Source organism: Nocardioides sp., from assembly GCF_031397825.1.
In the GTDB taxonomy this organism is placed as follows: Bacteria; Actinomycetota; Actinomycetes; order Propionibacteriales; family Nocardioidaceae; genus Nocardioides.
In genome coordinates this window covers 24,232-36,250 of the sequence record NZ_JANNML010000160.1, presented here as the reverse complement: position 1 = coordinate 36,250, position 12,019 = coordinate 24,232, and the positions used below count along the sequence as shown (strand labels likewise).

Annotated in this window: 7 protein-coding genes and 1 pseudogene; 5 read left to right on the top strand and 3 right to left on the bottom strand. The window is 73.1% G+C overall.

What is annotated here, in order from left to right; all coding sequences use genetic code 11:
• Positions 1-17: 17 nt before the first annotated feature.
• The 5 genes and pseudogenes from RMN98_RS21095 to RMN98_RS13865 all read left to right on the top strand — a co-directional run.
• Positions 18-128: pseudogene (locus RMN98_RS21095) on the top strand (PHP domain-containing protein); the annotation flags it as partial.
• A gap of 113 nt (positions 129-241) precedes the next feature.
• Complete coding sequence (locus RMN98_RS13880; RefSeq protein ID WP_309649411.1) at positions 242-4,036, top strand: DNA polymerase III subunit alpha; 3,795 nt, start codon at positions 242-244, stop codon at positions 4,034-4,036.
• A gap of 31 nt (positions 4,037-4,067) precedes the next feature.
• Complete coding sequence (locus RMN98_RS13875) at positions 4,068-4,775, top strand: methyltransferase domain-containing protein (protein WP_309649410.1); 708 nt, start codon at positions 4,068-4,070, stop codon at positions 4,773-4,775.
• A 102-nt stretch (positions 4,776-4,877) separates the two neighbouring features.
• Positions 4,878-6,122, top strand: a complete 1,245-nt coding sequence (dinB, locus tag RMN98_RS13870) for a DNA polymerase IV (RefSeq protein ID WP_309649409.1) — start codon at positions 4,878-4,880, stop codon at positions 6,120-6,122.
• A 175-nt stretch (positions 6,123-6,297) separates the two neighbouring features.
• Complete coding sequence (locus tag RMN98_RS13865; RefSeq protein ID WP_309649408.1) at positions 6,298-6,738, top strand: DUF3040 domain-containing protein; 441 nt, start codon at positions 6,298-6,300, stop codon at positions 6,736-6,738.
• Positions 6,739-6,934: 196 nt separating this feature from the next.
• Here RMN98_RS13865 and RMN98_RS13860 read toward each other — a convergent pair whose 3' ends face one another.
• The 3 genes from RMN98_RS13860 to RMN98_RS13850 are packed head-to-tail and all read right to left on the bottom strand — an operon-like array spanning position 6,935 to position 11,578.
• Positions 6,935-9,322 (bottom strand): DUF3488 and transglutaminase-like domain-containing protein, encoded by a 2,388-nt coding sequence (locus tag RMN98_RS13860; RefSeq protein WP_309649407.1) that lies wholly within the window; start codon positions 9,320-9,322, stop codon positions 6,935-6,937.
• Entirely contained in the window at positions 9,319-10,644 is a 1,326-nt protein-coding gene (locus RMN98_RS13855) for a DUF58 domain-containing protein (RefSeq protein WP_309649406.1), read from the bottom strand. The genes RMN98_RS13860 and RMN98_RS13855 overlap by 4 nt, the downstream gene beginning before the upstream one ends.
• A complete protein-coding gene (locus tag RMN98_RS13850; RefSeq protein WP_397209638.1) occupies positions 10,637-11,578 on the bottom strand; it encodes an AAA family ATPase in 942 nt (313 codons plus the stop codon). Before RMN98_RS13850 ends, RMN98_RS13855 begins: the two co-directional genes overlap by 8 nt.
• Between the last annotated feature and the right edge of the window lie 441 nt (positions 11,579-12,019).

Here is a 12,019-nt window from a genome sequence, read left to right as displayed (position 1 = left end):
CGCATCCCCATACGCTGGTGGAGCGGGCCGTCGAGCACGAGATGGACACCCTCGCGCTGACCGACCGCGACGGCACCTACGGCGCGGTGAAGTTCGCCAAGGCCTGCCTCGCGGCCGGCATCCACCCGGTCCTCGGCGTCCCGGATGGGTTGACGGGACCGCCTGGAAGCGGCCTACACTGGCCTGGTTCGAACATCTGTTCGAGTCAGTCAGGGGTCGATCCGGCTGTCCAGGAGTGCCCGTGCCCGACCCCTTCGTCCACCTGCAGGTCGCCTCCGGCTACTCCCTGCAGTACGGCGCGTCCCACCCGCACGTGCTCGTCGAGCGCGCCGCGGAGCAGGAGATGGACACCCTCGCGCTGACCGACCGCGACGGCACCTACGGTGCGGTCAAGTTCGCCAAGGCCTGCCTGCGGGCGGGGATCCGTCCGGTGCTGGGCGTCAGCCTGGCCTACACCGGCGGACGGGGGGCGACCGCCGGCGCCGGCCCGATCGCCGGCCGGACCCGCACCCCGGTCCGCGGCGGCGCGTTCCGAGACCTGCCGGCCGAGCAGGGCGGGCTGGCCCGGGCGACGTTCCTCGCCAGCACCGACACCCACGGTGGCCGAGCCGGGTGGGCGGCGGTGTGCCGCCTGGTCTCGGCGACCCAGCTCACCGGCGAGCGCGGCAGCCCGGTGCTCGACCTCGACGACCTCCCCGACGGGGTGGCCGAGCTCCTCGGCAGCGGTGACCTGATGGTGCTGCTCGGGCCGGCCTCCGACCTCGGCGTGGCCGCGACCCGGCGCCGCGACGACCTCGCCCTGGCCGCGCTGGCGCCGTGGCGGGCGCTGGTGCCGCGTTCCCACCTGGTCGTCGAGCTGGTCTCCCACCGCCTCCCCGGCGGGGTGCCCCACGGCTGGGGTCCCGGGACGACGCCCCACGCCGCCCGCATGGCCCGGATCGCCCGCCAGGCCGGGCTGACGAGCATCCTGAGCAACGCCGTGCGCTACGCCGACCGCCGCGACGCGGTCACCGTCGACGTCCTCGACGCCGCGCGCCGCCTGGTCGCCCTCGACCTGCGCCACCTCGACCGGCGCAACGCCGAGGGCTTCCTCAAGTCCGGCAAGCAGATGCACGAGGTCGCCGAGGAGGTCTGCCGCGCCGGCGGGCTGGGGGAGCGCGAGGCCACCCGGCTGCTGGCCGCCACCCGCACGGTCGCCGACCGGTGCGCGCTCGACCCGCGTGCCGACCTCGGGCTGGGGGAGGTGCACTTCCCGGAGTTCACCCTCTCCACCCAGCACGCCAGCGCCGACGTCGCGCTGCGCGCCCGCTGCGAGGGAGCGATCGGCGACCGCTACGGATCGGCGCCACGGCAGGTGATCTGGACCCGGCTCGACGACGAGCTGGAGACGATCCGCGGCCTCGGCTACGCGTCGTACTTCCTCACCGTCGGCGACGTCACCGACCTGATCCGCGACATGGGCGTGCGTTGCGCGGCGCGGGGATCCGGGGCCGGCAGCCTGGTCAACTTCCTGCTCGGGGTCTCGGGCGTCGACCCGATCCGCCACCAGCTGCTGATGGAGCGCTTCCTCTCACCGCTGCGCGGTGCGCTGCCCGACATCGACGTCGACGTGGAGTCCGCGCGCCGGCTCGAGGTCTACGAGGCGGTTCTCGACCGCTACGGCGGCGAGCGCTGCGTGTGCGTCTCGATGATGGACACCTACCGCGTGCGCCACGCCGTGCGCGACGTCGGCGGCGCGCTCGGCATGCCGCCGGGCGAGATCGACGCGATCGCCAAGGCCTTCCCGCACATCCGCGCCCGCGACGCCCGGATGGCGCTGCGCGACCTGCCCGAGCTGCGCGCCAGCGGGCTCACCGACACCCGGCTCGACCTGATGTTCCAGCTCGTGGAGCGCCTCGACGGGCTGCCGCGCCACATCGCCATGCACCCGTGCGGGGTGCTGCTCTCCGACGCCACGCTGCTCGACCGCACCCCGGTCGAGGCCAGCCACGCCGGTTTCCCGATGAGCCAGTTCGACAAGGACGACGTGGAGGACCTCGGCCTGCTCAAGCTCGACGTCCTCGGCATCCGCATGCAGTCCGCGATGGCCCACGCGGTCGCCGAGATCGAGCGTGTCGACGGGCAGCACGTCGACCTCGACGACGAGGCCCAAGTGCCCTTCGACGACCCCACGACCTACGCGATGATCAGCAGCGCCAAGACCCTCGGTGTCTTCCAGATCGAGTCGCCCGGGCAGCGCGAGCTGGTCGGCAAGTCCGGCATCGAGACCTTCAGCGACATCATCACCGACATCTCGCTCTTCCGACCCGGCCCGGTCAAGAGCGACATGATCACCCCCTACCTCGAGGTCAAGCAGGGCTGGCGGGAGGCGACCTACCTCCACCCCCACCTGCGCCCCATCCTCGAGCCCACCCGTGGCGTGGTGGTCTTCCACGAGCAGGTCATCGAGATGATCGCCCGCTTCGCCGGGATCGACTTCGCCGAGGCCGACGAGAAGCGCCGCGCGCTCGGCGACGTCGAGGGCATGGCGGAGACGAAGACCTGGTTCTTCCCGCGCGCGCTCGCCCAGGGCTACCCGCTCTCGGTGGTCGACGAGGTCTGGCGGGTGCTCGAGGCGTTCGCGTCGTTCGGCTTCTGCAAGGCCCACGCCGCGGCCTTCGCGCTCCCGACCTACCAGTCGGCCTGGCTCAAGGCCCACTGGCCGGCCCACTTCCTCGCGGGCGTCCTCACCCACGACCCGGGGATGTATCCCAAACGGCTGATCCTCGACGACGTCCGCCAGCTCGGCATCGAGGTCCTCGGGCTCGACGTCAACGCCTCCGAGCAGCAGTTCGTCGTCGAGAGGGTCGAGGGCGCTGACGGCCCGGATGGCACTGCCGGCTACGGCATCCGCCTGGCCCTGGCCGAGGTCAAGGGCATCAACGCCGGCGAGGTCGAGCGCGTCGTCGCGGCTCGTCCCTACCAGTCCCTCACCGACTTCTGGCAGCGCGCGCAGGTCTCCCGCCCGATCGTGGAGCGGCTGGTGCTCGCCGGCGGCTTCGACGCCGTCTACGGCATCGGCTCGGGTCCCGACGGGGTCCGCGCCCGGGGTCGGGTCACCCGCCGCGACCTGCTGCTCCAGGTCGCCCAGCTCGAGCGGCACGGCAAGGCCGTCGACAAGGCCGCACGTGGCCGCGGCTTCGCGTCTCGTCGTACGACGACCAGGGTCGCGGCAGCGCGCGCCGACGAGGCGGCCGTCCGCAACAGCACCGACCCCCGTGACCGCGACCGCTCCGCCGGGCTCGAGCGGCACCCGCTGGCCGACCAGGGGGTGTGGGCCAAGGCGGCGGCCCAGAGTCGCGCGACCGCGGCGCCCGCTCCGGTGACCTCGGTCCAGCTCAGCCTCGACCTCGGGGACGGCCCGCGCGAGGGGGAGGTCTCGGGCCTGCCGGAGATGACGTCGGCCGAGTCGATGGCCGCCGAGCTGGAGATCCTGGGTCTCGACGTGAGCCGCCACGTGGTCGACGACTACGCCCGTTTCCTCGACGAGCTCGGTGTCACCCGCAGCAAGGACCTGTTGGGCTGCCGCAGCCGCTCGGAGCTGCTGGTCGCCGGGGTCAAGGTCGCCACCCAGACACCCCCGATCCGCTCGGGGCGTCGGGTCGTCTTCCTGACCCTCGACGACTCCACCGGCCCGGTCGACGCGACGTTCTTCGAGGACGCCCAGGGTCCCTACGCCGCCACGGTCTTCCACTCCTGGCTGCTGGTCGTGCGCGGCGAGCTGCGCCGCACCGGCTACCGCGGGGTGTCCCTGCGCGCGACCGGTGCCTGGGAGCTGCCCGCACTGCACGCGCTGTGGCAGCGCGAGGGCATCGACGCGGTCCACCAGCAGCTCGCGGTGCGGCCCGAGGGGTTCACGCCGCCCGAGCAGCGCCGGGTGCTGGTGCACAGCAGCGGCTTCCAGATGTCGCCCTACGCCGACATCAAGCCGGCCGGCGAGGAGACCCGCGACGTCGCCCGCAAGCTCTGGCACCGCTCGCCCGGGAGCCCGGGATGATCGGGTGGGGGTGTGTCCTAGGGTGGGCCGCATGTCAGCCAGTGAGCGCAGGGGAGCAGCCCGGACCGCCGTCGTGTGGGACGTCCTGCGCCCGGTCCTGGGCGACGGTGGCCGCGACGTGCTCGACATCGGGGGAGGCACCGGCGGCTTCGCGGTCAAGGTGGCCGAGCTCGGTCACCGGGTCTCGGTCGTCGACCCCAGCCCCGACGCCCTCGCCGCGCTGGCCCGTCGTGCCCGCGAGGTCGGCGTCGAGGTCGCGGGCCAGCAGGGCGACCTCTCCAGCCTGGTGGACGCGGTCGGTGCTGACAGCGCCGACGTGGTGCTCTGCCACGGGGTCCTCGAGGTCGTCGACGACCCCGCAGCCGCCCTGGCGACGCTGCGCGAGGTGCTCCGCCCCGGCGGCACCCTCAGCCTCCTGGTCGCCCAGCGCCACGCCGCAGTCCTGGCCCGGGCCATGGCCGGCCACTTCCAGCAGGCGCTCGTCCTGCTCGAGCCCGGCGCGACGACCGGCCGCTCCGGACACCGGTTCACCCACGACGAGATCACCGGCCTGCTCGCCGACGCCGGCTTCGCGACCTCCTCGGTCCACGGCATCCGGGTCTTCGCCGACCTGGTGCCCGGCTCCCTGCTCGACCTCGAGCCCGGTGCCACCGCGGCGCTCGTCGAGCTGGAGCGCGCCGTCGCCGTCCGTCCCGAGTACCACCCCCTCGCGACCCAGCTGCACCTCATCGCGACCTGACCCCGCGGGGCCTCCCGCCAGCGTCGAGGCGGCGCGGTGGTGGCGCAACATCGGGCCGACTCGGCCGGCGAAGTGCACCATCGCGCCGACTCGACGGGTGGCATGAGCGCCCTCCCGATCGGCGCGAGCGCCGGCGCGGGCGCGCGTCACGTCACCAGCACGCCGATCCTGCACGTCGACATGGACGCGTTCTACGCCTCCGTGGCGACCCGCGAGCGCCCTGACCTCCAGGACGTGCCGGTGATCGTCGGGGGCGGGCACCGCGGGGTGGTGCTGTCGGCCAACTACCTGGCCCGTCAGTACGGCGTCCGCTCGGCCATGACCGGCACCCGGGCCCGGCGGCTGTGCCCGCACGCGGTGGTCCTGGCGCCCGACTACGACACGTTCACCACCGTGTCGGCCTCGGTGATGGCGACCTTCCGCCAGGTCACCCCGCTGGTGGAGGCGCTCTCGCTCGACGAGGCGTTCCTCGACGTCCGCGGCTCCGTGCGCCGCCTCGGCACGCCGCTGCAGATCGCCGAGCAGCTGCGCGCCACCATCCACGACGAGCAGGGCATCACCTGCTCGGTCGGGGTGGCGTCCTCGGTCTCGGTCGCCAAGCTGGCCAGCCGTCGCGCCAAGCCTGACGGCGTGGTCGTGGTGCCGCCCGAGGAGATGACCTCCTTCCTGCACCCGCTCGACGTGGGCGAGCTCTACGGCGTGGGGGAGAAGACCCAGGCGATGCTGCACCGGCTCGGGCTCATCACCGTCGGCGACGTCGCCCACGTGCCGCTGCGCACCCTCCAGCGGGCGGTGGGCGACGCGCTGGGTCGCCAGCTGCACGACCTGTCCTGGGGCACCGACCGGCGCGAGATCGTGGCCCGCACCGCCTCCGCGATCGGTCTCGGCGGCGGGGACCCCGACACGTCGATTGGTGCCCAGGAGACCTTCGGCCGCGACACCGACGACCGGACGGTCGTCCTGCGCGAGATGCTCCGCCTCACCGCCAAGGTGTCGGGGCGCATGCGCACCGCCGGGGTGGCCGGTCGCACGGTCACCATCACCGTGCGCTTCGCCGACTTCACCACCATCACCCGCTCGCGCACCCTGCCGGAGGCGACCGACGTGACCCAGGAGGTCTACGCCGCGGTCACCGGTCTCTACGACGCCCTCGGGCTCCAACGCGCCCGGGTCCGGCTCGTCGGGGTGCGGGTGGAGGGACTGGTGCCCCGCGACAAGGTCCACCACCAGCTGGTCCTGGGCGAGCGCGAGCACGGCTGGGCCGAGGCCGACCGCGCCGTCGACCGGGCCACGCGACGCTTCGGCGCGGCCGCCGTACGCCCGGCCAGCCTGCTCCAGGGGCGATGACCGGGCACCCCGCCGGGCGCTCGCGTGGACCAGTCCGGCAGGCTTCGGGTCACCTCGTCCCGTCCGGTGTGGCTCATCCGATATCGCTTCGGTGACGAAATTCATGAACGCGCCTACCGTGATGTGGAAGCGCTGCCTAGACTTGGCTCACATCAACGCGAGACGGAGGGGATCCGTGCCACTCTCGGAAGAGGAACTGCGACTGCTCGAGCAGATGGAGCGCGCCCTCGTCGAAGAGGACCCGAAGTTCGCCTCCACGCTGAGGGGCACCACGCTTCGACGATCCGCACGACGCCGCGCCATCGCGGCCGGGGTCGTCTTCGTGATCGGCATCGTGGTCCTGATGACCGGAGCCATCACCAGCATCATCCCGGTCGGCATCGTCGGCTTCGTCATCATGCTGGGCTCCGCGACCGTCTCCCTGACGGCGATCCGCGGCCAGGCAGCCGCTGCCGCCGAGCCTCGCCAGACCGGTCACCCCTCCGGCTTCGCGGTCATCGACGGTGGCCGCAGCGGTCGCACCAAGCGTCAGCGCCGCCCCAGCAACGGCACCTTCATGGAGCGCGTCGAGGAGCGGTGGCGTCGCCGCCGCGACCAGAACGGCGGCGGCTACTAGCCCCACCCGCCCGGCCCCGGACTCGGCCGGCCACCACCAGCACCACCCGGACCCCGCTCGCGCCGCGACCGGGGTCTCGTGCTGTCCGGCCACCCCGGGATAGTGCGGGACGTTGTCGACCTTCCACCTGGGTGACGAGGTCGAAAACGTCCCGCACTATCCCGGCAGGACCAGACCAGCTCGCCCCGAGCGGGCATCACCCGACGTGCTCGACGACCCCGCTGTCCAGGGACTCGGTGCGCGAGACGGCGGCGACCGACGAGCGGGGCTCCGGGCGCAGCAGCGAGCGCGGCCACCAGTGCGCCGTACGACGGACCCGCGGCGTGCAGCCCAGGCGCAGCGCCGTGACACACACCGTGACGTCCTCGGCGAGCGAGTCGTCGGCGCCGGCGTGGCCGCGGGCATAGCGCAGCCGCTCGAGCCGGTCGACGATCCGGTCGATCGCGTCCACGGCGTCGGGAGCCAGCTCGGGCCCGCGCGCGGGACGCTGGACCCCGTCCACCTCGGGGCCCCCCAGCTGGGTGACCAGCCAGTCGCGGGTCTCCCGCGGCGAGCGGCCGGCCGGCCAGGCCAGGCCCAGGTCGCGGACCTCCGCCCGCAGCTCGGCCCACGCCAGCTCCGGCCCTCCGGCCAGCCGGCGCTCGCGCACCCGCTGGCGCAGCAGCTGCGGGGTGAGGGCGAGCGCCACCAGGAGGCCGAGGCCGGCGAAGATGCCGAGCACCCGCAGCCACGGGAAGGCCGAGCCGTCGTCGCCCGCGTCGGCGGCAGCGGCCTCCTCCTCCGGGGTCGCGCTGGCCGACGGGCTCTCGGAGGTGCGGTCGGGGACCGCCTCGCTCGCGCTGGCCGACGGGATCTGCGGGTTGGGCGCCTCCGGCACGTTCTCGGTGGTGTAGCCCGGCACCTGGGCCTCGCGCACGCGGTCGGAGGGGGTGGGCTCGAAGAGCACCCAGCCGGCGCCGGGGAAGTAGAGCTCGGGCCAGGCGTGCAGGTCGCGCGAGCTGTACTCGTAGACGCCCGCCCCCACCCGCGTCGGTTCCAGGAAGCCGATGGCCACGCGCGAGGGGATCTCCAGGACCCGGGCCATGACGGCCATCGCGGCGGCGAACTGCTCGCAGTAGCCGATGCGGCCGCCGTCCTCGTCGAGGAAGGCCTCGAGCTCGTCGACGCCGTTTCCCTCGTCGGACCTGTCGATGCTGTAGGTGAAGCCGCCGTCCTCGCGGAACCACTGCTGGAGCGCCTGCGCCTTCTCGAACTTGGTCTCGGCCTCGTCGGTGACGCCCAGGGCCAGGTTGGTCACGAGCGAGGGCACCCCGGTGGGCAGGTCGAGGAACTCCGCGTTGTCCTCGTTGACCGCCGACCCCGAGGCCGCCATCTCCGCCGCCTGGAGATCCAGCTCGACCGAGGTCATCGCGTAGTCGAGCCCGGCGACCGACTCCTCGTCCGGCCCGGCGATGAAGTCCATCGTCTTGGGGTCGAAGCGCCAGTCGCCGCGGGCGACGATCGAGGAGATCGGCGCCTGGGTCGGGAGCCAGGTGGAGTCGAAGGCCTCCGTGATGCTGACGCGGTAGTCGTAGGTCTTCCGCGGCACGCTCGGCAGCACGCCCTCGAGCGCCGGCATCGCGCCGTTGGGCAGGTTGTCGGTGGGCACCTCGCGGTCACCCGAGCTCCACTCGTTCTGGCTGAAGCGGGTGAGCGCGGCGATGCGCAGGTGGTCGGGCGACGGGTCGTCGGTGGTGATCCGGATCAGGGGCACGTCCGGGCCCTGCTTGAGGTCGCGCTGGAGGTCGGCCATCGGGTTGTTGATGGTGATCTCGTTGTCGCCGCCGGGTCCGTTGCCGAAGTCGAAGAGCGTCACGTCGAGCGTCGGGATCGCGAGAGGTACGACGAGCGCCAGGGCCGTCGCCACGCCGCCGATCGCACCGGCGCTGGTGCGCACGGCACCGGAGCGCACGCCGAGCCCGGTGTCGTTCTCCAGCTGCTGGCCCAGGGGCCGGCCCCAGCGAGAGATCTGCTCGCTCTCGTGCAGGTAGAGCAGCGACATGAAGCCGACGGCCGTGGCCGCGAAGACCCACCAGGAGATGCTGGTGTCGAGGAGGCTGACCGGGACGCTGTAGACGCTGAGCAGCGGCAGCCCGGCCAACGGGACTCGGCGCAGGGTGCAGGCCAGCAGGTCGACGAGCAGCAGGCAGCCGAGTCCGCCCGCCACGAGCAGCGGGTGGATGCCGGGCACGCCGTCGGGCACGGGAGCGGCGTAGCCGTTGGCGCTCTCGACCGCGTCCCGGAAGGCGCTCACCATCTCGGCGTAGGCCGGGCCGACCGGCAGCGGCGAGTCGGTGAGCATGAGGCAGGCGAGCATCCCGGAGATCGCGACCTGGAGCAGGAAGACCACGAGGCCCGGCAGCCGCCACCAGCGGGCGAGGGCGCCGGTGCCGGCGACGACCACACCGAGGAGCAGGAGCGGACCGAGGTAGGGCGACGACGACTCGCTGAAGCCTCGCCACGAGAAGGTCGCGGCCCAGGTGGTCGCCGCGGCGACCAGCGCGAGGAGCAGTCCGCTGCTGAGGCTGGCGCGGGCGCGCTTCACCGGGTCCCCTCCGGCGCGAGGGGACGCTCGCCGGGGCGGGCCATGGCGATTCCTTCACCTACGTCGGCACCGCTGCGGGAGACCCGGGGGCCGATGCCGGTGCGGCCGAGGTCCTGCCACACGGCGTCGAGCCGGTCGCGGGGGCCGAGGGTGACCGTGCGCCAGCCCTGCTGGGTGAGCACCGGGGCGGCGCTGCCAGGGCCGCGGGAGGGGGTGGCCCACGCATCGACGTCCAGGGCGATCGCGAGTGCGGAGGTCGTGTGGTGCTGCATGCGGCGCAGGGCCGGCACGTCCATCGCCTCGAGGCTGCCGAGGACCGCGACGGTCAGGCCGCCGTTGGTCTGCTCGCCGAGCCAGCTGGTGTCCAGCTGGATGGCCGGCTCCGGCTGCACGACGGCGAGCGCCTCGAGCAGCGGGCCGGTGTTGAGGTCGGCGTCGCGCTGGTGCCACGAGCTCGCGGTGTCCTCGCCGGAGGCGGTCACGAGACGCACGGTGAATCCCCGGTGGCTGAGATGGACCGCGATGGATGCGGCGGCCGAGACGGCGGCCTCCAGCGACGAGGCGATGCCCTGTCCGCGGTGCACCCGCACCCGGTTGTCGAGGAAGAGGGTGGCGCGCGACTGCCAGGGCTGCTCCTCGCGGCGCACCATCAGCTCGCCGACGCGCGCCGAGCTGCGCCAGTGGACGCGACGCAGGTCGTCGCCCTGGCGGTAGTCGCGGACCGTGACGTCCTCGGCCGAGCCGGCGGCGAAGGCGCGGGGGCGGTTGTCGCCGGAGCCGGTCATGCCACCGCCGAGCGGGATGGAGGGGAGCGGGACCGTGCGCGGCGTGACGACCAGCGGGACCGTCGTGCGGAAGGCGCGGCCGAGCTCGACGAGGCCGAAGGGGTCGCTCACGCGGACCGACATGGGACCGATCTCGAAGTGGCCGCGCACGTCGGAGCGGACCTGGTAGGTCACGTTGCGTCGCCAGCCGTGGCCGATGCCCTCGAGCACGAAGCGCGGGCGCGTGCCGAGCACGTAGGGGACCTGGTCCTCGAGCAGCAGCACCCCGCTGGGGGTGCGGCCCTCGTTGGTCAGCGTCAGGTTGACCCGGGCCGGCTGGCCGGCGGCGACCAGCTGCGGGGAGACGGTGCGCACGAGTGCCAGGCGGTAGCGGCTGCGGCCGAGGAACACCGCGGTCACCAGCGGCAGGGCCAGGACCAGGATGCCGACGCGGGTCAGCGCAGGCTGGCCGAGCAGCACCGCGCAGACCACGGCCGTGACCCCGGCAGCGAGGAACGCCCGTCCGCGGACGGTGAGACCGGCCAGCGCCTCACGCACGGTGCTGGGGCTCGGGCACGGGCACGGCGGCCACGAGCGCGTCGAGGATCGCCGTGGTCGAGCGCCCGCTCATCGCCGACTCGACGCTCGGCAGCAGCCGGTGCGCGAGCACGGGTCGGGCCAGCGTGCGCAGGTCGTCGGGCAGGACGTAGTCGCGTCCGTGGATCGCCGCGTAGGCCTTCGCTGCGCGCACCAGGTGGAGCGTCGCGCGGGGCGAGGCGCCGAGGTTGAGCTGGTCGGTGCGGCGGGTCGCCCCGGTCAGTGCGACGGCGTAGCGCTGCACGGCGGGGGAGACGTAGACCTGCGCCACGATCGCGCAGAGCTTGCGGATCTCCGCGGCGTCGGTCACGGGCTCGAGGTCGTCGATGGGGTTGGAGTCGGAGCGTGAGTCGAGCATCGCGATCTCGGCGGCCTCGACGGGGTAGCCGATGGACACGCGGGCCATGAAGCGGTCGCGCTGGGCCTCGGGGAGGGCGTAGGTGCCCTCCATCTCGATGGGGTTCTGGGTGGCGATGACCATGAAGGGGGTCTCGAGCTGGTAGGTGCCGTTGTCGACGGTCACCTGCTTCTCCTCCATGCACTCCAGCAGCGCCGATTGGGTCTTGGGTGACGCGCGGTTGATCTCGTCACCCACCACGATGTTGGCGAAGACACCGCCGGGGCGGAACTCGAACTCGCGGGTGTTCTGGTTGAAGATCGAGACGCCGGTGACGTCGGAGGGCAGCAGGTCCGGGGTGAACTGGATGCGACGCACCGTGCAGTCGATGCTGCGGGCCAGGGCCTTGCTCAGCATCGTCTTGCCGACACCGGGCACGTCCTCGATGAGCAGGTGACCCTCGGCCAGCAGCACGACCAGCGCCGAGCTGACCACGTCGGGCTTGCCCTCGATGACGCGCTCGATGTTGCCGCGCACCCGGGCCACCACCCGGGACAGGGTCTCCAGATCGGCTCCTGCGCCGCTGCTCGACGTCGTGCCCGACGTTGCAGTCGTTGCCTCCACGTGCCGTTCCTTCCCCGTCGCACCTGCTGAGAGCGCCCAGGCGAGCGCCGAGACCTCCAGGTTGCCTGGGTCACACCCTAGATCGCCGCGGCAACCCGGTGTGAGGCCCACCTACCTACCGGCTCTGGTGCTTCTGACTCGCGGCACCGCCGGTTGGTTGCGCCCCGACGGCGTCGATCTCCCCACGATCCGCTCCACCTCGCTCCACCCGGCACCCCACCGGCCCCCTCCAGAGCCCTGCTGAGCCTGCTGAGTGCCCGTCACGCAGCGCACCGGCTTGCCGGCCACCACCCGGATCGGGGGGAGAAACGGCCGCTTTGTGGTTGACGGTGGGGGAAAGTGGAGTAATGTGGGGCAAAGTGGAGGAAGCGGCCA

What these genes read in the sequence shown, in the direction of transcription:
- RMN98_RS13875 (WP_309649410.1), top strand. Translation starts at nt 4,068, where the DNA reads ATGTCAGCCAGTGAGCGCAGGGGAGCAGCCCGGACCGCCGTCGTGTGG.
- dinB (WP_309649409.1), top strand. Translation starts at nt 4,878, where the DNA reads ATGAGCGCCCTCCCGATCGGCGCGAGCGCCGGCGCGGGCGCGCGTCAC.